The organism is Variovorax paradoxus, assembly GCA_016806145.1.
In the GTDB taxonomy this organism is placed as follows: domain Bacteria; phylum Pseudomonadota; class Gammaproteobacteria; order Burkholderiales; family Burkholderiaceae_C; genus Variovorax.
In genome coordinates this window covers 4,946,207-4,969,609 of the sequence record CP063166.1, presented here as the reverse complement: position 1 = coordinate 4,969,609, position 23,403 = coordinate 4,946,207, and the positions used below count along the sequence as shown (strand labels likewise).

General features: G+C 72.7%; 5 protein-coding genes. All 5 read left to right on the top strand.

All coding sequences use genetic code 11. The features are described from left to right. Positions 1 to 16 precede the first annotated feature (16 nt). Genes INQ48_23065 through INQ48_23045 form a run of 5 tightly spaced genes read left to right on the top strand, consistent with a single transcriptional unit; the run spans position 17 to position 23,364 of the window. Positions 17 to 5,317, top strand: a complete 5,301-nt coding sequence (locus tag INQ48_23065; protein QRF60852.1) for an amino acid adenylation domain-containing protein — start codon at positions 17 to 19, stop codon at positions 5,315 to 5,317. Further along, positions 5,317 to 12,396 (top strand): SDR family NAD(P)-dependent oxidoreductase, encoded by a 7,080-nt coding sequence (locus INQ48_23060; GenBank protein QRF56223.1) that lies wholly within the window; start codon positions 5,317 to 5,319, stop codon positions 12,394 to 12,396. Before INQ48_23065 ends, INQ48_23060 begins: the two co-directional genes overlap by 1 nt. Continuing rightward, positions 12,393 to 15,497, top strand: coding sequence for an amino acid adenylation domain-containing protein (locus INQ48_23055; GenBank protein QRF56222.1), 3,105 nt, complete (start codon positions 12,393 to 12,395; stop codon positions 15,495 to 15,497). Before INQ48_23060 ends, INQ48_23055 begins: the two co-directional genes overlap by 4 nt. Beyond that, positions 15,494 to 18,748 (top strand): amino acid adenylation domain-containing protein, encoded by a 3,255-nt coding sequence (locus INQ48_23050; GenBank protein QRF56221.1) that lies wholly within the window; start codon positions 15,494 to 15,496, stop codon positions 18,746 to 18,748. Before INQ48_23055 ends, INQ48_23050 begins: the two co-directional genes overlap by 4 nt. Further along, complete coding sequence (locus tag INQ48_23045; GenBank protein ID QRF56220.1) at positions 18,748 to 23,364, top strand: SDR family NAD(P)-dependent oxidoreductase; 4,617 nt, start codon at positions 18,748 to 18,750, stop codon at positions 23,362 to 23,364. The genes INQ48_23050 and INQ48_23045 overlap by 1 nt, the downstream gene beginning before the upstream one ends. Positions 23,365 to 23,403: the final 39 nt, after the last annotated feature.

Sequence of the window (23,403 nt, the reverse complement as noted above, 5' to 3'; positions counted from 1 at the left end):
CCGAGCCGGCTTCGCCATTCAAGGAATCGATGTGACCCCGACGCACCCCGTGGACTTCGTGAGCCACCTGCGCGACCTGGCCGCGCGCCGGCCCGATGACATCGCGCTGATCGGCGTGACCGATCGCGATGGCGTGGCGTTCGACACGCCCGTGTCCTACCGCGAACTCGACACGCGCGTGCGCGCCCTGGCGGCGCACCTGCAGCAGTCCTTCGATCGCGGCGCGCGCGCGATGATCATGCTGGACAACTGCGACGACTACGTCGTGAGCTTCTTCGCCTGCCTCTATGCGGGCCTGATCGCGGTGCCCGTGTTCCCGCCCGAGTCGACGCGCAAGCGGCACCTCGCCAAGCTGGAAGGCATCGCCGCCGATGCCGGTGCCAGCTGCGTGCTGACCCATGCGGCCATCCAGGCTTCGTTCGCCGATGCGGCGGACGCCTTCGCCCGCGTGCCGCTGCTCGCGGTGGACCGCATCGGTGCCGAGGGCGCCGACCGATGGACGGCGTACGTGCCCGCTGCGGCCGATATCGCCTTCCTGCAGTACACCTCCGGTTCGACCTCCGCGCCCAAGGGCGTGATGATCGCGCACGGCAACCTCATGGCGAACATGCGCGCCATCGAGGAGGGGCTCTCGATTCGGTCCGACGATCGCTTCGTGACCTGGCTGCCGCTCAACCACGACATGGGCCTGATCGGCGGCCTGCTGCAGCCCCTGTACCGCGGTGCGCCCGTCGCGCTGATGTCGCCGCGCTACTTCCTCGAACGCCCCGTGCGCTGGCTCGAAGCGATCTCGCGGCTGCGAGCGACCGTCAGCGGCGGCCCCGACTTCGCATACCGGCTGTGCCTCGAGCGGGTGTCGGATGCGCAGCTGAGCCAGCTCGACCTGTCGCGCTGGAGCCTCGCGTTCTCGGGTGCCGAGCCGGTGCGCGCCGACACGCTGCGCGAATTCGAGCGCCGCTTCGCGCCCGCCGGTTTCTCCACCCGCACCTTCTACCCCTGCTACGGCCTGGCCGAGTCGACGCTGTTCGTGACGGGCGGACGGCGCGGCAACGGCATGGTCGCGCGCGAGTTCGCGGGCGCTGCCCTGGCACGCGGCCTGGTGCAGGCCGAGACCGGCGGAACCGTGCTGGTCGGCTGCGGCCGATCGGTCACCGGCCATGCCGTGCGCATCGTCGACCCGGTCTCGCTGTCGGCCTGCGACGCCGGCCGCGTCGGCGAGATCTGGGCCACCGGCCCGAGCATCGGAAGCGGCTACTGGAACAAGCCCGAGATCTCGCGGCAGACCTTCGTCGATCGCGACGGCGCCACCTGGCTGCGCACCGGCGACCTCGGCTTCGTGCACGACGGCCAGCTCTACGTGGCCGGTCGCATCAAGGACATGATCATCGTGCGCGGCCACAACCTGTATCCGCAGGACATCGAACGGATGATCGAACTCGAGGTCGACGTGGTGCGCAAGGGCCGCGTGGCGGCGTTCGCGGTCGATGGCCCCGCCGGCGAGGGCATCGGCCTGGCCGCCGAGGTGTCGCGCAGCGTGCAGAAGCTGGTCGGTCCCGAGGCGCTGGTCGAGACGCTCAGCGCCGCCGTGAGCGAGCAGTTCGGCGAGCCGCTGTCCGTCGTCATGCTGCTCAATCCGGGCGGCATGCCCAAGACCACCAGCGGCAAGCTGCAGCGCGGCGCCTGCCGCCAGGGCTGGATCGATCGCACGGCCGATGCCTATGCGATGCATGCGCATGGCGCCTTCGTGCGCGGCGGCACCGTCGCGAAGACATCCGTCGCAGCACTGCCGATGGACGAGCTCGAACAGGCCCTGGCCGCCATCTGGAGCGAGGTGCTGCGCCGCGGCGCGCAGCAGCCCGCGCTGGCACGCGATGCCCATTTCTTCCTCAGCGGCGGCAACTCGCTCGCCGCCACTCAGGTGGCGGCCCGGGTCGCCGACGCCTGGGACATCGAGTTCCCCGTGCGCCTGCTGTTCGAGCAGCCGCGGCTGCAGGAGCTCGCCGCCGAAGTGCGCCGCGTGCGCGCCACCGGCCTGCGCAGGCCGCGCAACCCGATCCGCGTGCTGCCGGCCGAGCGCCGCAGCAAAGCGCTCGCGCTGTCGCATGCGCAGGAGCGCCAGTGGTTCCTGTGGCAGCTCGATCCGAAGAGCACCGCCTATCACGTCGGCATCGCGCTGGACCTCTCGGGGCCGCTCGATGCCGCTGCGCTGAGCGCGGCCTTCGACGGACTGGTCGCGCGCCACGAGAGCCTGCGTACCGTGTTCCGCACGGGCGCGGATGGGGCGGTCGGCCAATGGATCCAGCCCGCTTCGCGCTTCGCGTTGCGGCAGATCGATCTGCGCGAGCTGCCCGCGTCGGCGCGCGACGCCGCCGCGGCCGTGCGCGCACGGCAGTGCCACGAGGAACCGTTCGACCTCGGCGAAGGCCCGCTGCTGCGCGCGGCGCTGATCCGGGTCGACGAGGCGCGGCATCTGCTCGTCGTGGTCACGCACCACATCGTGTCCGATGGCGCCTCGCTGCAGCTGCTGGTCGGCGAACTCGGTGCCGCCCATGCGGCGCATGCGACCGGCAAGGCGCCGCAGTTCGCGGCATTGCCGATCCAGTACGCCGACTACGCGCTGTGGCAGCGCGAATGGCTCGCCGCCGGCGAGGCCGAGCGCCAGCTCGCCTACTGGCGCGTACAGCTCGGCGACGAGCATCCCGTGCTCGCGCTGCCCACGGACCATGCGCGGCAGGCGGTGGCGAACTACCGCGCCGCCAGCCATGCCTTCGAATTCGACGGCGCGCTCGTCGCGCAACTGCGCGCCACCGCGCAGTCGCATGGCGCGACCTTCTTCATGGCGCTGCTGGCCGGCTTCCAGGCGCTGCTGCACCGCTACACCGGCCAGCACGATGTGCGCGTCGGCGTTCCGGTGGCCAACCGTCATCGCCCCGAGACCGCGGGCCTGATCGGCTTCTTCGTCAACACCCAGGTGCTGCGCGCCACGCTGCGGGGCCGCACGAGCCTCGCGCAACTGCTGGCGCAGGTGCGCGAGGCCGCGCTCGGCGCGCAGGCCCACCAGGACCTGCCGTTCGAACAACTGGTCGAGGCGCTGCAGCTGCGGCGCAGCCTGAGCCACAGCCCGCTGTTCCAGGTGATGCTCAACCATCTGCGCGAGGACGTGGATGCGCTGCGGCTGCTGCCGGGCCTCGAGGCGCGCGAGCAGCGCATGGCCGAGGGCACCGCGCAGTTCGAACTCGCGCTCGATATCCGTGAGCGCGCGGATGGCAGCACCGGCGCGGTGTTCACCTATGCCGCCGAGCTGTTCGAGCCCGCCACCATCGAGCGCATGGCCGCGCACTACCGGGCGCTGCTGGAGGCGCTGGCGACCGATCCCGCGCAGCCGCTGGGCGATGTCCTCCTGCTCGACGCGCAAGAACGGCAGCGGCTGCGCGCCTGGTCGGTCGGCGAGCGCCAGGCGCTGCAGGCGCAGCCCGTGCACCGCCTGTTCGAAGCGCGGGTGCGCGCGCACCCGGAGGCCGTCGCGCTGATCGACGGCGACACGCCCTCGAGCTATGCCGCCCTGAACGAACGCGCCAACCGCGTGGCACACCGGCTGCTGCGCGCGGGCGTGCGGCCCGGCAGTGTCGTCGCCGTGGCCATCGAGGCCGTGGGCGAGCGCGTGGCGGGCCTGCTCGGCGTGCTCAAGGCCGGGGGCACCTATCTGCCGCTCGATCCATCCCATCCCGCACAGCGGATCGCGCAACTGCTCGAGGACAGCGACGCCAGCGTGCTGCTCGCGGACGGCGCGCAGGCGTCGACCTTGCCGCCGGGCATCGCCAGGGTCCCGCTCGACCCCGTGCAGCGCCAGTCCGAAGCCGCCGCCGACCCCGCCATCGAGCTGCACGACGGCCAGCTCGCCTACCTCGTCTACACCTCCGGCACCACCGGCGTTCCCAAGGGCGTGGCCGTGCCGCATGCCGCGCTCTCGATGCACCTGCAGGCGATGGCGCGGACCTGCGACATGCGCGCCGAGGACCGCTCGCTGCAGTTCGCATTGCCGCACGTCGACGCGGCGCTCGAGCAATGCCTGCTGCCGCTGGTGTCGGGCGCGGCCCTCGTGGTGCAGCCGCAGTGGTGCTCGCTCGCGAGCGAACTCGACGCCCTGCTGCAGCGCCACCGCGTCAGCGTGGTGGACCTGCCGCCGGCCTATGCGCGCCAGCTGCTGCAGGGCCAGCCGCCGTTCGCGCATGCCGTGCGCCTCGCGCTGTTCGGCGGCGAGGCCTGGACCGGCGAGGACCTGGCGCTGATCCGCCGCGTGCTGCGTCCCGCGCGCATCGTCAATGCCTACGGCCCGACCGAGGCCGTCATCACGCCCACCGCATGGAGCGGCACGGCGCACGATCCCGTGCAGGGCTATGCACCCATCGGCCGTCCCGTGGGCCATCGCACGGCCCATGTGCTCGATGCCGACCTGCAGCCCGTTCCCCAGGGCGTGGCCGGCGAGCTGTACCTCGGCGGCGCGGGGCTCGCGCGCGGCTACCTCGGCCGCGCGGCGCTCACGGCCGAACGCTTCGTCGCCGATCCCTTCGATGCCGAGGGCGGCCGGCTCTACCGCACCGGCGACCTGGTGCGCTGGGGGCGCGATGGCCAGCTCGAATACCTCGGCCGGCTCGACCACCAGGTGAAGATCCGCGGCTTCCGCATCGAGCTCGGCGAGATCGAGGCGCGGCTGCGCGAGCACCCGGCGGTGCGCGAGGCGCTGGTGCTCGTGCACGACGGCGCGGCCGGCCCGTCGCTGGCCGCCTACGTCTCGCCCGCGCCGTCCGCGCGCATCGATGCCGCCGCGCTGCGCGAGCACCTGGGCCGCGCGCTGCCCGACTACATGGTGCCGGCCGCCATCGTGGCGCTCGACAGCTTCCCGCTCACCAGCGGCGGCAAGGTCGACCGCCGCGCGCTGCCCGTCCCGACCCTCGCCGCTGCCTCGCGCGGCTACGAGGCGCCGCAGGGCGACGTGGCCCAGACCCTGGCCTCGATCTGGGCCGGACTGCTCAAGGTCGAGCAGGTCGGGATGAACGACAACTTCTTCGACCTCGGCGGCAATTCGCTGCTGCTCATCCGCATGCACCGGCTGATGGAAGACCGGCTGAACCCGGGCCTGAAAGTGGTCGACCTCTTCAAGTACCCGACCGTCGGCGCGCTCGCGCGGCGCATCGAACAGGGCGGCGGCGCGATGCCATCCGATGCCGGCGGCAGCGACGACGGCGAACAGGCGCGCGCGCAGCGCCAGCGCACGGCCCTGCTGCAACGCCGCCGTCCCACCGAAAGAAGCTTCTGATGCAAGACTCCGTGTCGCCGCCCGAACTCACGGGCCTCGAGATCGCCATCGTCGGCATGGCCGGCCGCTTTCCGGGCGCGCCGGACGTGGATGCCTTCTGGCGCAACATCCGCGACGGCGTCGAGTCGGTCACCGTCTTCAGCGACGAGGAACTGCGCGCGCGCGGTGTGCCCGAGCGCACGCTGGCCGATCCCGACTACGTGAAGGCCGGCGTGCTGTTCGACGGCTTCGACCAGTTCGATGCCGGCTTCTTCGGCTATTCGCCGCGCGAGGCCGAGCATCTCGATCCGCAGCAGCGCATCTTCCTCGAGTGCGCCTGGGAGGCGCTCGAGCACGCCGGCTGGCAGGCCGGCAGGGGCGGTGCCTCGGTCGGCGTCTATGCCGGCGACGGCCCCAACCTCTACCTGATGCGGCACCTGCTGCCGGCCTTCGGCGTCGACGCGGGCACCGGCATCGCCGACATGCTGGGCCTGATGAGCGGCAACTCCGCGGGCTCGCTGTGCACGCGCGTGGCCTACAAGCTCGACCTGCGCGGCCCGGCCGTCAGCGTGCAGACCGAATGCTCGACCTCGCTGGTGGCGGTGCACATGGCCTGCCAGGCGCTGCTGAGCCACGATTGCGACATGGCGCTGGCCGGCGGCGTCTGGCTCAACCTGCTGCAGGAGGGCGGCTACCGCTTCCAGAACGGCGCCATCCTCTCGCCCGACGGCCACTGCCGCGCCTTCGATGCGAAGGCCGCGGGCACGGTCATCGGCAGCGGCGCGGGCATCGTCGTGCTCAAGCGGCTGGCCGAGGCACAGCGCGACGGCGACACCATCCATGCCGTCATCAAGGGCACGGCCGCCAACAACGACGGCGCCGACAAGATCGGTTTCACCGCGCCCAGCGTGCAGGGCCAGGCCAGCGCGATCCGCGCGGCGCAGATGGTGGCGGACGTTCCCGCGGCCAGCATCGGCTATGTCGAGGCGCACGGCACCGGCACCACGCTCGGCGACCCGATCGAGATGGCCGCGCTGACGCAGGCCTTCGCGAGCGGCGGCGCGACCACGCCGCGAAGCTGCGCGATCGGCTCGGTCAAGACCAACATCGGCCACCTCGACGCGGCCGCCGGCGTGACCGGGTTGATCAAGGCGGCACTCGCGCTGCGGCATGCGACGCTGCCGCCGAGCCTGCATTTCGACGAGCCCAATCCGCAGATCGACTTCGAGAGCGGTCCGTTCTATGTCAACACCGAGGCCCGGCCATGGCCGCGGGGCGCCGCGCCGCGCCGCGCGGGTGTCAGCTCCTTCGGCATCGGCGGCACCAACGTGCACGTGGTGCTCGAGGAAGCGCCGCCGCTTGCTGCGCGCGTGCCGACACGGCGCGAGCCCGACTGGCAGGTGCTGCCGCTGTCGGCGCTGAGCGCCACCGCCGCGCGACAGGCCGCGCAGCGGCTCGGCGCGCACCTCGAGAGCCATCCCGAACTCGCGCTGGTCGATGTCGCCCACACGCTGCAGACCGGCCGCCGTGCCTTCGCGCATCGCTGCGCCGTGGTGGCCGACGGACCGGCCGCCGCCGCGCGCATGCTCGCCACGGGCGAGGGCCTCGTCGTGGCATCGGCCCCCGTGCCCGAGCAAGCGCCCGAGGTGGTGTTCCTGTTCCCGGGCGGCGGCACGCAGCACGCCAACATGGGCCTCGCGCTCTATCGCGACGACGATGCGTTTCGCGCCGACGTCGACCGCTGCTGCGAACTGCTGCGCCCCGAGCTCGGCTTCGACCTGCGCGAGCTGCTGTTCCCCGCGCCGGGCGCTGAGGCCGAGGCGGATGCGCGGCTGTTCGACATCGCCATGGCCCAGCCGGCGCTGTTCGTCGTCGAGTACGCGCTGGCGCAGTGGTGGATGCGCCGCGGCGTGCGGCCCGCCGCGATGATGGGCCACAGCCTCGGCGAATATGTCGCGGCCTGCCTGGCCGGCGTGTTCCGGCTCGAGGACGCCCTGCGCGTGGCGGCCCTGCGCGGCCGCCTGCTGCAATCGATGCAGCCCGGCGCGATGACCGCGGTGCCGCTGTCGCAGTCCGAACTCGCGCCTTTCCTGCAGGACGGCTGCGATCTCGCGGCCGCCAATGGCGAGCAGCTGTGCGTGCTGTCGGGTCCGATCGAGGCGGTCGAGGCCGCCGAGCATCGGCTGCGCGCCCAGGGCCATCTGCCGCGCCGCCTGCACGTGTCGATCGCCTCGCACTCGGCGATGACGCAGCCACTGCTCGCCGAGCTCGAACGGCTCGTCGCCTCGGTGCCGAGGCAGGCGCCGAAGATTCCCTTCGTCTCCAACGTCACCGGTCGGCTGATCACGGCCGAGCAGGCGACCAGCCCGAACTACTGGGCGCAGCACCTGCGCGGCACGGTGCAGTTCGAAGCCGGCCTGCGCACGCTGTTCGAACGGCCCGGCCGCGTGGTGCTCGAGGTCGGCCCCGGCGAAACGCTCGCCGGCCTCGCGCGCCAGCACCCGATGGCGGCATCGGCCGCCGGGGTGTTTGCGAGCCAGGTCCATCCGCAGCAGCAGGCGCGCAATGCGCAGCAGCTCGCGCAGACGCTCGCCGGCCTGTGGCTCGCGGGCGTGGCGATCGACTGGGCGGCCTGCCATGCGGGCCAGGCCCCGCGCCGCGTGCCGTTGCCGGCCTATCCGTTCCAGCGCCGCCGCTACTGGGTCGAGGCGTCCGCGTCGGCGCCGTCCGCGCGCACGCCGGCGCCCGATGCCTTCTACGTGCCCGTGTGGAAGCGCGGCGAGCCCTTGATGCCTGCCACAGCGGCCGGCGCGGGCTGCGTGCTGCTCTACGGCGACGAGCGCAGCCTCACGGGCCATCTCGCGCGCCACCTGCGCGCGCAGGGGCATGCGGTGGCGCTGGCGCAGCGCGGCCTCTCGTTCGCGCGCACCGGCCGCGAAAGCTGGACCTTGCGCCCCGGCGAGCGCGACGACCATGCGCGATTGCTGCGCGAGGTCGAGGCCGAGCTCGGCACTGTCGGCGCCATCCATCACCTCTGGTGCCTCGACGAAGCGCCGGCCGCGCAACCGCAGCCCGAGCTGCTCGAGCGCGGCTTCTTCAGCCTGCTGGCGCTGGTGCAGGCGCTCGATGGTGGCGGCGCGGCCACCGCCACGCTGCCGATCGCGATCGTTGCCAACCAGATCGAGGACATCACCGGCGCCGAGGCGCTGTGCCCCGAGAAGGCCACGCTGCTGGGCATCGCCAAGGTGATCGGGCAGGAATGCCCGCGCATCCATTGCCGCGTGATCGACGTCATGCTGGCCGCGCCCGAGAGCGAGGCCGAGACCCGGCTGGTCGAGCAGATCGCCGCCGAGGCCGCCGCGCTGCGTGCCGAGCCCGGCGAGCCGCTCTCGGCCTACCGCGGCGCGCACCGCTGGGTGAAAGCCTACGAGCCCGCGCCGCTGCCGGCCGCCGCACGGCCGCGCCTGCGCCGCGAGGGTGTCTACCTGATCACCGGCGGCCTCGGCGGCGTCGGCCTCGCCATCGCGCGGCATCTGGCGCAGCACTGGCAGGCCAGGCTGGTGCTGCTCGGCCGCACCGCGATGCCGGCGCGCGACGCCTGGGCCGCGCTCGCGGCCGACACCGGCCAGCCCGAGGCCCAACGCAACCGGCTGCGCCAGCTGCTGGCGCTCGAGGCGCTGGGCGCGCAGGTGCTGACCCTGTCGGCCGACGTGTCCGATCCCGCGCAACTGCAGGCGGCGCTCGCGCAGGCGAACGCGCGCTTCGGCGCGCTGCACGGCATCGTGCATGCGGCGGGCGATGCCGGCGGCGGTCTCATGGCGCAGCGCACGCGCGCGCAGGTCGACACCGTGTTCTCGACCAAGGTGCGCGGCACCCGTGCGCTGCTCGACGCGCTGCGCGGGCAGCCGCTCGACTTCGTGCAGCTCTGCTCCTCGATCTCGAGCGTGGCCGGCGGCCTCGGCATGAGCGACTACGCCGCGGCCAACGCCTACCTCGATGCCGTGGCGATCGCCCAGGCGCGCGTCGGCGGCTGGCCCGTCTTCTCGGTCAACTGGGATGCCTGGCGCGGCCTCGGCATGGCCGAGCACATGGTCGTGCCCGAAGGCATCGGCATGGACGGCCCCGAAGGCGCGCGCACCTTCGAGCGCATCGTCAACGGGCCGCTGCGCCCGCAGACCGTGATCTCGACCACCGACCTCGCGCAGCGCCTCGGCCCGCTCGACGCAGGCATGCTCGAGCTGCTCGACGACGACGGCGGCGCGCCGCCCGCGGCGGCCGGTGGCAGCCATCCGCGTCCCGCGCTGTCGACCCCGTTCGTCGCGCCCGAGGGCGAACGCGCGAACGCGCTGGCCGCGCTGTGGACCGAGCGCCTGGGCATCGCGCCGATCGGCATGGACGACAACCTGTTCGAGCTCGGCGGCGATTCGCTGGTGGCGATCCAGCTGCTGTCGCGCATCCGCAAGGCCTACGCGGTCGAGCTGCATCCCAGCGAGTTCTTCAAGGCGCCGACCCTCGCCGGCCTGATCGCGAAGCTGCCGGCGCGCGACGCCGCGGTTCCGCCGCAACCGGCCGCCGCGATGGAGATCGCGCCAGTGCCGCGCGGCGGCGCGCTGCCGCTGTCGCCGATGCAGCGCCGCCTCTGGCTGGTCGACCGGCTCACCGATGCCGGCAACCTGACGGGGCGCGCGGCCTACAACATGTCGGCCGGACTGGCACTGCATGGCGCGCTCGATGTCGAGCGGCTGCGCGCGGCCATCGACGCCATTGCCGCGCGGCACGAGGTGCTGCGCACGGTGTTCGCCGAGGACGAGGAGGGCGAGCCCGTCGCGCTGATCCGCGCCGGGCAGCGGCTCGACATTCCGCTGGTCGAGATCGCCGAAGCCGACCCGGCCGTGCGCGCGCGGCGCTACGCCGCGCTGTTCGACGCGCTCGTGCGCCAGCCCTTCGTGCTGGCCGAGGGGCCGCTGCTCAAGGCCACCGTGGTGCGCCTCGGCGAACGCGAGCATGTGCTGGTGCTCGTGGTGCACCACATCGTGTTCGACGGCTGGTCGATCGCGGTGTTCGCGCGCGAGCTCGGCGAGTTCTACCAGCGCGCGCTGCGCGGCCAGCCGCTCGCGCTCGCGCCGCTGCCCGTGCAGTACGTGGACTACGCCGCCTGGTACGGCCGCGCGCTGGCCTCGCCCGCCTTCGCGCCCAAGGCCGAGTTCTGGCGCGCCTACCTGCGCGACGCGCCGCAGGTCTCGGGCCTGAAGCCCGACCATGAGCGCCCGGCCACGGCCTCGCATGCGGGCAACTCGGTGCTGCTCGAAATGTCGCCGGCGCTGTCGCAGGCCCTGGGCGCGCTGGCGCGCGAATCGGACGCCTCGCTGTTCACGCTGCTGCTCGCCTCCTTCTTCCTGTTCTTCCACCAGGCCTCGGGTGCCGACGACCTCGTCATTGGCACCGACGTGGCGGGACGCGGCCATCCCGACCTCGAGCAACTGCTGGGCTTCTTCGTCAACGTCGTGCCGCTGCGTTCGCGCAGGGCCGACCCGAAGGTCGATTTCCGCCAATGGCTCGCGCGGACGAAGCAGCAGGCGCTCGCCGCCATGGACCACCAGGACCTGCCCTTCGACCAGATCGTGGAGCTCGCCGGCGCCCGCCGCGCGCGCGACCGCAATCCGCTGGTGCAGGTGCTCTTCGTCCTCCAGAACACACCCGAGATCCGGTTCGCCATCGAAGGCGCCGAGGTCGAAGTGCTGCCCCAGCAGATGAACGAATCCAAGTTCGACCTGGCGGTCTTCGCCAGGGAACAGGCCGGTGCGCTCGCCGTCGAGTGGGTGTACGCCACGGACCTGTACCGGCGCGAGACCGTCGAGCAGTTCACCGCTTCGTGGCATGCGCTGCTGGAGCGGATCGTCGCAACACCGGGCCAGGCCATCGACGCGCTGGCCCCCACGCAAATGCAGGAGCGATTCACCATGAACACCGCCAAACCCCTCGGCACCACCGGCACCACCGGCAAGATGGACAAGCTCGGCAAGCTGGACAGGCTCGGCCGTGGCGCCGCCGGCCGCGAGGCGCCGCGCGCCGCCGCGCGCCCCGTGGTCCAGACCTCCTTCCTGCGGCCCGGCGCGGAATTCCCGATCGTGCTGCAGGCCACCACCGGCGACCTCGACACCGTGGCCTGGGCCCGGAGCCAGGCCGACTACATCGAGATGCTGGTCGCCAGGCATGGCGGCGTGCTGTTCCGCGACTTCGGCCTGAAGACGCCGCAGGACTTCGAGGCCTTCGCCGAGGCCATCGAGCCCGAGCTCTACGGCAGCTATGGCGACCTGCCGAAGAAGGAGGGCGGCAAGAAGACCTACCGCTCCACGCCGTACCCCGAGCGGCAGATGATCCTCTATCACAACGAGAGCTCGCACCTCGACCGCTGGCCGCGCAAGCAGTGGTTCTTCTGCGAACTGCCCTCGCCGGTGGGCGGCGCCACGCCGATCGTCGACTGCCGCGAGATGCTGCGCCGCCTGCCGGCCGAGATGGTGGCCGAGTTCGAGCGCAAGGAACTGCTGTACGTGCGCACCTTCACGCCCGGCCTGGACGTGAGCTGGCGCGACTTCTACAAGACCGATCGCCGCGCGGAGGTCGAGGCCCGCCTGGCCGCCGCCGGCATCGCCTGGCGCTGGCTCGACGAGAACACGCTGCAGACGCGCACGCGCTGTCCCGCGGTGATCCGCCATCCGATCACCGGCGAGAAGGTGTTCTTCAACCAGATCCAGCTGCACCACGTGGCCTGCCTCGAGCCGCAGGTGCGCGAGGACCTGCTCGCCATGGGCGGGATCGACCGGCTGCCGCGCCACGTGATGTACGGCGACGGCTCGCCGATCGCGGACCAGACCATGGCCGTGGTGGGCCGCGTCTACGAGGAATGCGCGGTGCGCTTCGACTGGCGGCAGGGCGACATCGTGATGCTCGACAACATGCTCGCGGCCCATGCGCGCGACCCCTACGAGGGGCCGCGCAAGATCGTGGTGGCGATGGGCGCGATGTTCGACCGCGCCGCGCTCGAGGGCGCGCCGCCGGCGACGGCCGACACCCGCCTGGCCGACGAGCAGGGAGCATGAGCGTGACGAGCACCATCGCCCCCACCCCCGACACCACCTTCCCGCTGAGCGCCGAGCAGCGCGCCGTGCCCGCGGGCGCGGCCCGCCTGCTGCTGTCGATGGGCATCGACGGCACGCTCGATGCCGCGGCCCTGCGCATCGCCGTCGAGAGCGTGCTGCGCGCCCATGGCGCGCTGTGCGCGGCGATCCGGCAGGTGCCCGGCTACCGCGGCCCGCGGCAGCAGTACTTCGACGAGATGCCGCCGCTGACGTGGCGTTCGGCCGAGCTCGGCGGCGCGGCCGATGGCGCGCTCGACGCATGGCTCGAGGCCTTCAATGCCGAGCCGCTGGCGATCGAGCGCGGCGAAGTCGTCGGCGCCGCGCTGCTGCGCACGGGCGCGGCGAGCCACACGCTGGCGCTGTCGCTGAGCCCGCTGGTGGCGGACCGCGAGAGCCTGCAGAACCTGTTCGACCAGATCGCCACCGCGAGCCTCGGCGAGGGCGCGCTCGACCCCGAGGACATCTTCCAGCACGCGCGTTTCGTCGAGTGGCGCGAGGACCTGCTCGAGGGCGAGGACGCGGACCAGGGCCGCGCCTACTGGCAGCGGCTGGCGACCGAGGCCGCGGCGCTCGCGCCGCCGCGCCTGCTGGCGGGACGCGGTGGTGCCCCGGCCGATGCCGCACGTCGCATCGTGGCCGAGGCCGCCATCGACGCCGCGTTGGCGACGCGCGTGACGGCACTTGCCGAGGCCCTCGGCACGCAGCCCGAGACCCTGCTGCAGGCCGCCTGGTGGCTGTTGATGGCGCGCCTCCACGGTGCGGGCCGCTTCGTCGGCGGCTGGCAGCACGACTGCCGGCGCGACTACGCACCGATGCAGGGGGCGGTCGGCCTGTTCGACAAGGTGCTGCCGGTGCTGGTCGACGTGGCGGAGGACGAGTCCTTCGCCCACTGGACCGGCCGGCTCGACGCCGCCCTGGCCGCGCATGTCGAGGTGCAGGAGTACTGGCCGGTCGATGCGCCGCCGATCGCGGCCCAGGCGGCGGTCGGCTTCGTCTCGCACGAGGCACCGCGGCAGCATGGTTCCTCCGTGCGCTGGCGCCTGACCGGATTGCCGGGCCCGATGCCCGGCTTCGAACTCGCGCTGCAGGCCGCATGGGGCACTGACGGCGCGCAGCTGTCGCTGCACGCCGATGCCGCGCGCCACGGCCCTGCCGCGCTCGACCGTCTGCTGCTGCAGTTCGTCACGCTGCTCGAGGCCGCCGTCGCGCAGCCCGCTGCACCGGTCGGCACGCTGCCGCTGGTCGGGCCGCGCGAACGCGCGCTGCTGCTCGCGCACGACACGCCGCCGCTCGATGTCGGCACGCAGACCGTGGCCGAGCGCGTCGCGCACTGGGCCCGGACGACGCCCGACGCCGCGGCGCTCGCGGCCGGGACGCAGTGCCTGGGCTATCGCGAGTTCGACGAAGGCATCAACCGCCTGGCGCACTGGCTCGTGGCGCAGGGCGTGACGCCCGGCGCGATCGTCGCGCTCAACCTGCCGCGTTCGGTCGACCTGCCGCTGGCCATGTTCGCCGCCTGGCGCGCGGGCGCCGCCTACCTGCCGCTGGAGCCGGGCTGGCCCGAGGCGCGGCGCGCGGCCGTGCTCGCCGATGCCCGGCCCGCGCTGGTGCTCGAGGGCGCGCTGCCCGCGCTCGACGGCCTGCCCGCGCATGCCCCCGCGCACCGCATCGCGCCGAACGACCTGGCCTATGTGCTCTACACCTCGGGCTCCACCGGCACGCCCAAGGGCGTGGCCATCGAGCACGGCCAGTTGCTGAACTACGTGGCGGCCGCCTCGGCCGCGATGAAGCTCGACGGCTGCCGCCGCTGGGCGCTCACGAGTTCGGTCGTGGCCGACCTCGGCAACACCGCGCTGTTCGGCGCCTTCTTCAACGGCGCCTGCCTGGTGGTGGCGTCCGGGCAGGAGGCGAAGGATGCGCGGGCCTTCGCCGACTTCATGGAGCGGCACGCGATCGACGCGCTCAAGATCGTGCCTTCGCACCTCGAGGCGCTGCTCGAATGCGAAGCGCCGCGGCTGCCGCGCACCCTGGTGCTGGGCGGCGAGGCCGCGCCGCGTGCGCTGGTCGAGCGCATCGCGGCGCTCGCACCCCAGTGCGCGATCTACAACCACTACGGGCCGACCGAGACCACGGTCGGCGTGATGGTCCATGCCGTGACGCCGGGCGCGCCGCTGCCCGCGCAGTTGCCGCTGACGCAGGTGCTCGCGAACAACCGCGTGCGCGTGCTCGATGCCGCGCTGGCCCTGGTGCCGGCGGGCGGACTCGGCGAGGTCTATGTCGGCGGCGCGCAGCTGTGCCGTGGCTACCTGAACCGTGAGCCCGGCGATGCCTTCGTCGCCGACCCGTTCGCGCCCGGCGAGCGCCTCTACCGCACCGGCGACCTGGCCCATGTGCTGGCCGACGGCGGCCTGTGCCTCGCGGGGCGCGCGGACCACCAGGTCAAGGTGCATGGCTTTCGCGTGGAGCCGGCCGAGATCGAGGCGGTGCTGCTGGCACAGCCCGGCGTGCGGCAGGCCGTGGTGCTCGCCGCGCCCGATGCGGCGGGCGCGACGGCGCTGTCGGCATTCTTCGTCGCCGATGGCGCCTCGGCCGACGGCCATGCGCTGCGCGAGCGGCTGGCCGCGCTGCTGCCCGCGCACATGGTGCCGGCCAGCTTCACCGCGTTGGAGGCCTTCGCGCGCCTGCCGAACGGAAAGATCGACCGTCTCGCGCTGAGCGTGCTCGCACCGGCCGCGGCCGAACGCAAGGTTCATGTCGCGCCGCGCGATGCGCTCGAGGCCGTGCTGGCCGAGGGCATGGCCACCTTGCTCGGCAGCGACCCGATCGGCGTGGAGGACGATTTCTTCGAACTCGGCGGCCATTCGCTGCAGGTCATCAAGCTGGTCGCGCGCATCCGCAAGCTGCTGCAGGTGGAGGTGGCGGCGGGCCTGGTGTTCGACCATCCGACGCCGGCGGCGCTGGCAGCGGCGCTGCGCGAAGCGAGCGGCGATGCGCAGGCGCTCGAGCGGCTGGCGCAAGCGGCACGGCAACCCGAGCCGAGCGAAGTGGGCGAGGCCGCATGAGCATCGGCATCGTCCCCTCGGTGCGCGATGGCGATGCCGTCGGGCTCTCCTATGCGCAGGAGCAGCTCTGCTTCCTGCAGAAGCTCGAGCCCGGTCTCACGGCCTACAACCTGCCGCGGGTGTTCCGCCTCGAGGGCGCGCTCGACGCCGAGGCGCTGGAGCGCGCTTTCCACGCGGTGATCGCGCGCCACGCCATCCTGCGCACCAGCTTCTTCGAGCAGGACGGCGTGCCGATGCAGCGCGTGCACGCCCGCGCGCCGTTCTCGCTGGAGCGCCTCGACCTCGGGACGCTGCCGGCCGACGAGCGGCAGCAGGCGCTGGCCGAGGCCGTGCGCCGCACCGCCGCGCATGTGTTCGATCTGGGCAGCGCGCCCGCGTTGGTCGCCCAGTTGGTGACGCTGGGCGACGACCGGCACGTGCTGGCCGTGTGCCTGCATCACGTCGTGTCCGATGCCTGGTCGAACCCGATCCTCGCCGGCGACCTGGCCCAGGCCTACAGGCTGGCGTTGCGCGCTGGCGGCGCGGTCGCGCTGCCGCCGCTGCCCGTGCAGTACGCCGACTATGCGGTGTGGCAGCGCGCGAGCGTGCAGGGCGGGGCGCTGGCGGGGCAGCTCGAGCTCTGGAACCGGCACCTGGGCCCGGAAGTTCCCGCGCTCGACCTGCCGACCGACCGCACGCGCGCCGCGCGGAAGACCTTCGCGGGCACGGCGCTGGGCTTCGAACTGCCGCCGGCGCTGGCGCTCGCGGTACAGAAGTTCTGCCGCGCCGAGAAGTGCACGCCTTTCGTCGCGCTGCTGGCGGCATGGCAGGTCCTGCTGTCGCGACACAGCGGGCAGGGCGATTTCGCCATCGGCGTGCCCAATGCCGGGCGGCATCGCGAGGAAGTGAGCGAGCTGCTCGGCTTCTTCGTGACCACGCAGGTGTTTCGCGCGCGGCTCTCGCCGCGGCAGAGCCTGCGCGCGGTCTGCCGGCAGGTCCGCTCCGACGCGTTGGCCGCGCTCGACAACGCCGACCTTCCGTTCGAGGTGCTGCTCGCGAGCCGCAAGGAACGACGCGATCCTGCGCGCAGCCCGTTGTTCCAGGTGATGTTCGGCGTGCAGATGTCGGGCGAGGCGGTGGGGCTCGATCTCGAAGGCGTGCGCGCGGAGATGGAGGAGTTCGACGACGCGGGCGCCAAGTTCGACCTCTCGCTGGATTTCTACATCGGCGCGCAGGGCGTGCGCGGCCGGCTCGAATACAACACGGACCTGTTCGAGGCGCGCACCGCGCAGCGGCTGGTCGACAGCTACCTGCGCGTGCTGCAGGCACTGGCATCCGATGCCGACTGCCTGCTGGCGAACCTGGTGCTGACGGGCGGCGAGGAGCGCGCGCGGCTCATGCGCTGGAGCGAGAACCTGCCGCACCGCGGCGACGCCGAACCGGTGCACCGCCTCATCGCTCGCCAGGCGCGCCGCGCACCCGATGCGGTGGCCGTGGTGTTCGGCGACAGCGCGTGGAGCTATGCCCAGCTCGACGCGCGCGCGAATCGCCTGGCCCATCGCCTGGTCGGCCTGGGCGTTCGTCCCGACACACCGGTCGGCATCGCGCTGGAGCGCGGCTTCGAGATGGTGGTGGGGCTGCTGGCCATCCTCAAGGCCGGCGGCGCCTACGTGCCCATCGACCCCGAATACCCGAGGGACCGCATCGCCTACATGCTCGAGGACAGCGGCGTCGCGCTGCTGCTGACCCAGAGCCACGTCGGCGCGACGCTGCCCGAGCGCGAGGGCGTGCGGACGATCGAACTGGACCTGCTGGACCTGGAGGCCGGGCCGGACACCGACCCCGGCGTGGAGCTGCACGGCGAGCACCTGGCCTACGTCATCTACACCTCCGGCTCCACCGGCCGTCCCAAGGGCGCGGCCAATCGCCACCGCTCGCTGTACAACCGCCTCGCGTGGATGCAGGATGCGTACGCGCTCGGCGAGGCCGACACGGTGCTGCAGAAGACCCCGTTCAGCTTCGATGTCTCGGTCTGGGAGTTCTTCTGGCCGCTGATGCAGGGCGCGCGCCTCGTGGTGGCCCGGCCGGGTGATCACCGCGAGCCGGCCAGGCTGGTCGATCTGATCCGCCGGCACGGTGTCACCACCCTCCATTTCGTGCCCTCGATGCTGCAGGCCTTCCTGGCCCACGACGGCGTGCAGGCGTGCGCCAGCCTCCGGCGCATCGTGTGCAGCGGAGAGGCGCTGCCGGCGGAAGTGCAGGCGAGGGTGTTCGAACGCCTGCCGAGCGCGCAGTTGTACAACCTGTACGGCCCGACCGAGGCGGCCATCGACGTCACGCACTGGCGCTGCAGGGCGGACGGCCGCAACCACGTCGCCATCGGCCGCCCGATCGCGGGCACGAAGACCTATGTGCTCGACGACGGACTGAATCTCGCGGCGGCGGGAATGCCGGGCGAGCTGTACCTGGGCGGCATCGGGCTGGCGCGCGGCTATCTGGGCAGGAGTGCGCTCTCGTCGGAGCGCTTCGTCGCCGATCCATTCGGCGACACGGGCGAGCGGCTCTATCGCACCGGCGACCTGGTGCGCTGGCGCGACGACGGCGAACTGGAGTACCTGGGGCGCATCGACCACCAGGTGAAGATCCGGGGCCTGCGCATCGAGCTCGGGGAGATCGAGGCGCAACTGCTGGCGCAGCCCGGCGTGCGCGAGGCGGTGGTGGTCGCGCAGCCGGCGACCGGCGGGGCACGGCTCGTGGCCTATGTCTCGCCCGCGCCTTCGCAGGTGCTGGAGACGGCGCCGCTGAAGCAGCGATTGCTGCAGGTGCTGCCCGAGTACATGGTGCCGGGGGCGATCGTGGTGCTGGAGACGCTGCCGCTGAATGCCAACGGCAAGGTCGACCGCAAGGCCCTGCCCCTGCCCGAGGCTCCCGGTGCCGCCACCCGCGTGGCCCCCGCGCGCGAGATCGAGCGCGCGATCTGCGCCATCTGGAGCGAGGTGCTGGGCCAGGACGGCTTCGGCATCCACGACAACTTCTTCGACATCGGCGGCCATTCGCTGCTGCTGGTGCAGGTGCAGTCGCAGATCCAGTCGCGGCTGGGTTTCGCGGTGCCGCTGGTCGATCTGTTCCGGCATTCCACCGTCGCGTCGCAGGCGCAGCGGCTGAGCCCGGCCCATTCGGAAGAACCCGCCATGCAGCTCGCGCGCGACGGTGCGCGCAGGCAGCGCGAGGCCATGTTGCGGCGAAGAAGAGCCGCGGGAGGAATGCACTGATGAGCGATGCCATCGAAACCGGCGCGATCGGCGAGATCGATATCGCCATCGTCGGCCTGGCCGGGCGCTATCCGGGCGCGCCGAACATCGACGCCTTCTGGCGCAACATCCGCGAGGGGGTCGAGTCGGTGAGCTTCTTCTCCGACGATGAACTGCGCGCGCGCGGCGTGCCGCCCGAAGCGCTGTCCGATCCCGACTACGTGAAGGCCGGCGTCGTGCTCGACGGCATGGACCGCTTCGACGCGGGCTTCTTCGGCTATTCGGCGCGCGAAGCCGAGTACCTCGATCCGCAGCAGCGCTTCTTCCTCGAGACCGCGGTCGAGGCGCTCGAACATGCCGGCTACTTTGGCGAGCGGCAGCCCAGGCGCATCGGCATCTACGGCGGCGCGAGCACCAACCAGTACGCCTGGCGCAACCTGCTGCCGGCCGGGGTGCTGGGCGGCAAGGGCGAAGAGGCCTCGCTGCAGACGCTGCTCAACGGCAACGAGAAGGACGCGCTGTGCACCCGCGTGGCCTACGAGCTCGACCTGCAGGGCCCCGCCGTCACGGTGCAGACCGCCTGCTCGACGTCGCTGGTGGCGGTGCACATGGCCTGCCAGGCGCTGCTGAACCACGAGGCCGACATGGCGCTGGCCGGCGGCGTGTCGCTGAACCTGGGGCAGGGGCTGGGCTACCGATACCAGGCCGGCTCCATCGCCTCGCCCGACGGCCACTGCCGTGCCTTCGACGCGCGCGCGGCCGGCACCATCAGCGGCAGCGGCGTGGGCATCGTGGCGATGAAGCGGCTGGCCGACGCGGTGGCCGACGGCGACACCATCCATGCCGTCATCAAGGGCTCGGCCATCAACAACGACGGTTCGGGCAAGGTCGGCTACACCGCGCCCAGCGTGGAAGGGCAGGCACAGGCCATCCTCGCCGCGCAGATGATCGCCGACGTCGATCCCGACAGCATCGGCTACGTGGAGGCGCACGGCACCGCGACGCCGATGGGCGATCCGATCGAGATCGCCGCGCTCACGCAGGCCTTCCGCGGCGGCACCGCGCGCACCGGCTACTGCGCCATCGGCTCGGTGAAGACCAACATCGGCCATCTCGACGCGGCGGCCGGCGTGACCGGCCTCATCAAGGCGGTGCTCGCGCTGCGCCACCGGACGCTGCCGCCCAGCCTGCACTACGAGCGGCCGAATCCGCAGATCGACTTCGCGGGCAGTCCGTTCTACGTCAACACCGAGGCCCGCGACTGGCCCGCCGGCGCCACGCCGCGCCGCGCGGGCGTGAGCTCCTTCGGCATGGGCGGGACCAATGCGCACGTGGTGCTGGAGGAGGCGCCCGTCGCGGCCTCGTCCGGCGCGGCGAGCGCCTGGCAGGTGCTGCCGGTGTCGGCGCGCAGCGCCGACGCGGCGCAGGCGGCTCAGGCGAGGCTGGCGCGCCACATCGCGGACCACGGCGAGCAGCCGCTCGCGGACGTCGCCTACACGCTGCAGACTGGCCGCAGACATTTCGCGCATCGGCGCGCGGTGCTGGCATCGAGCGCGGCGCAGGCCGTGCGCCAGCTCGAGACGCCCGATGCGGCGCACGGCTGGGCCGATGCGTGCCCCGCCGAGGCACCCCAGGTCGCCTTCCTCTTTCCGGGGCAGGGCGCGCAGCATCCGCACATGGGCCGCAGGCTCTACGAGAGCGAGCCGCTGTTCCGCGAGGTGGTCGATCGATGCTGCGGCCTGCTGCAGCCCCTGCTCGGAATCGATCTGCGGCAATCCCTGTTCCCGGCGGAGGCCGACGAAGCGGCCGCGCAGCAGAGGCTGTCGCAGACGGCCATCACGCAGCCCGCGCTGTTCGTCGTCGAGTACGCGATGGCGCGCCTGTGGATGCACCGGGGCGTGCAGCCTGCCCTCATGCTCGGGCACAGCGTCGGCGAGTACGTGGCCGCGTGCATCGCCGGCGTGTTCGCCCTCGAGGATGCGCTGGCGCTGATCGCCGCGCGCGGGCGCCTGATGCAGGCGCTGCCGCGCGGCGAGATGATCGCCGTCGCGATGTCGGAGTCCGAACTGCAGCCATGGCTCTCGCAGGACGTCAGCCTCGCGGCCGTCAACGACGAGAAGCTCTGCGTGCTGTCCGGGACGCCCGCGGCCATCGACGCGGTGGAGCAGGCACTGGCCGCGCACGGCACGGTGGCGCGCCGGCTGCACGTGTCCCATGCCTTCCATTCGTCGATGGTGGAGCCGGCGCTGCCGGCGTTCCAGGCCCAGGTCGAGCGCACGCGCAGGAGCGCACCTTCGATTCCCTTCGTGTCCAACGTCACGGGCCGCCCGATCACCGATGCCGAGGCCATGAGCGCGCAGTACTGGGTGCGCCATCTGCGCGGCACGGTGCGCTTCGCCCAGGGTCTGGGCGAGGTGCTCGACATGCCGGGCCGTGTCGCGCTGCTGGAGGCGGGGCCGGGCGAGGTGCTGGTCTCGCTGGCGCGGCGCCATGCCCGCGCGGCATCGGCCGCCTGCATCGTGGCTTCGCAGCCGCGCCCGCAGCAATGGCGCGAGGGCGACGCGCAATGCGCCCGCGCGCTGGCGCAGTTGTGGGTGGCCGGCGTCCCGGTTGACTGGCAGGCCTGCCATGCCGGCACCGGTCGGCGGCGCGTGCCGCTGCCCACCTATCCGTTCGAGAGCCGCTCCTACTGGATCGAACCCGGCAAGGCGGCCGTGGCCGGCGCGCCGGCGCGGGGCGGGCCCGCGCGCAGGGAGCTCGCCGACTGGTTCCAGGCACCGGCATGGCGTCGCGCGGCGCCGCTGCCTTCGCGGCCGGCGCCACAGGCCGCCGAGGTCGAAGCCGGCTATTGCCTCGTGCTCGGCGACGCGGGCGACTTTCGCGCGGCGTTGCTGGCGGCGCTGGCTGCGTCGTCCTTGCCGATCGTCGTGGCGGAAAGCGCGCAGGCCTTCGAGGCCGTGGACGCACGGCACTACCGCCTGCGCACCGACGCGCGCGAGGACCTGGCCCGCCTGCTCGGCGAAGCCGGCGCGGCGCATGGGCCGCTGCGGCAGGTGTTCCATCTCTGGAGCCTGGAGGAACACGACGCGCACGCTGCGCTGGAGCCGGTGCTGGCGCGCGGTTTCCACAGCATGCTGGCGCTGGTGCAGGCGCTCTACGGCGAAGGCGTCTCCGGCCAGGGCGGCCGTCTGCGCGTGACCGTGGTCGCGAGCCAGGCCGAGGACGTCACGGGCCTGGAGAGCCTGAACCCGGCCAAGTCGATGCTGCAGGGTCCCTGCAAGGTGCTGCCGCAGGAGTTTCCGGACATCGACTGCCAGTTGATCGACGTGGTGCTGCCCGAGGGCGACGGCGCCGCGCTGGCCCGCCTGGCGGGCCAGGTGCTGGCCGAGTCGCGCGCGGCCGAACCGCCGGCGCTGGTGGCCTACCGCGGGCCGCACCGCTGGCAACTGGCCTTCGAGCCCGCGCCGGGCGACGCGGGCGCTTCGGCCCAGCGGCTGAGGAAGCAGGGCGTCTACCTGATCACCGGTGGCCTGGGCGGCATCGGCCTCGCGCTGGCCGAGCGCCTCGCGCGCGAATGGCAGGCCCGGCTGGTGCTCGTGGGGCGCTCGGCGCTGCCGGCGCGCCATCTGTGGGGAGAGCTCATCGCCGATCCCTCCACCGCGCCGGTGCTGCGCGAGCGCCTGCAGAAGCTGACGCAGCTGTCGCAGGCCGGGGCCGAACTGCTGGTGCTGCAGGCCGACGTGGCCGATGCGGCGCGCATGCGCGCGGTCGTGGGCGAGGCCGTGGCGAAGTTCGGCGCGCTGCACGGCGTGGTGCATGCGGCCGGCCTGCCGGGCGGCGGTGTCATGGCGCAGCGCGAGCGCGCGGCCGTGGAGGCCGTGTGCGCACCCAAGGTGCAGGGCACGCGGGCCCTGATGGCGGCGCTCGAAGGCCATGCGCCCGACTTCGTGCTGCTGTGCTCGTCCACGGCCGCCGCGCTGGGCGCCTTCGGCGATGCCGACTATTGCGCGGCCAACTGCTACCTGGACGCCACGGCGCGGCTCGCGCTGCGCGCGTCGCGCTTTCCGGTCTGGTCGCTCAACTGGGACACCTGGCGCGAGGTCGGCATGGCCGCGCACCGCGAGCATGCGGAAGGCGTCGGCATCCCGCCGGCGATGGGGGTGCTGGCCTTCGAGCGCGTGCTCGCGGGCGCGGTACTGCCCCAGCTGTTCGTTTCGCCGCTGAGCGTGGAGGAGAAGCGCGCGCGCCTGGTTTCGCTCGACTTCGACCTGGAACCCGACGCGCGGGCCCCGGCACGTCCCATGGGTTCGGCCCATGAGCGGCCTGCCCTGGCGACGCCCTTCGCGCCGCCCGGGAGCGAGCTCGAGGCCGACATCGCGCGGATGTGGGCCGAGGCGCTGGGTTTCTCGTCGATAGGCGTCGACGACAGCCTCTTCGAGCTGGGCGGCGATTCGCTCACGGCCATCCAGTTGCTGGGCCGGGTGCGCAAGCAGTTCGGCGTGGTGCTGCATCCGGCGGCGCTTTTCAACGAGCCGACGGTGGCGGCGCTGGCCGCGCTGGTGGAGCTGCACGTGATCGAGCAGATCGAGCAGCAGGGCGAGGGACGGGCACAAGGGCAGGCGGAAGGGGTGGCCTGAACAAAGCGGCACCGTATACGTCATCAGGGGTGAGGCCCG

Excerpts from the sequence above, each read along its gene's own strand:
- INQ48_23055 (QRF56222.1), top strand. The coding sequence starts at position 12,393 with ATGAGCGTGACGAGCACCATCGCCCCCACCCCCGACACCACCTTCCCG.
- INQ48_23045 (QRF56220.1), top strand. The coding sequence starts at position 18,748 with ATGAGCGATGCCATCGAAACCGGCGCGATCGGCGAGATCGATATCGCC.
- INQ48_23050 (QRF56221.1), top strand. The coding sequence starts at position 15,494 with ATGAGCATCGGCATCGTCCCCTCGGTGCGCGATGGCGATGCCGTCGGG.
- INQ48_23060 (QRF56223.1), top strand. The coding sequence starts at position 5,317 with ATGCAAGACTCCGTGTCGCCGCCCGAACTCACGGGCCTCGAGATCGCC.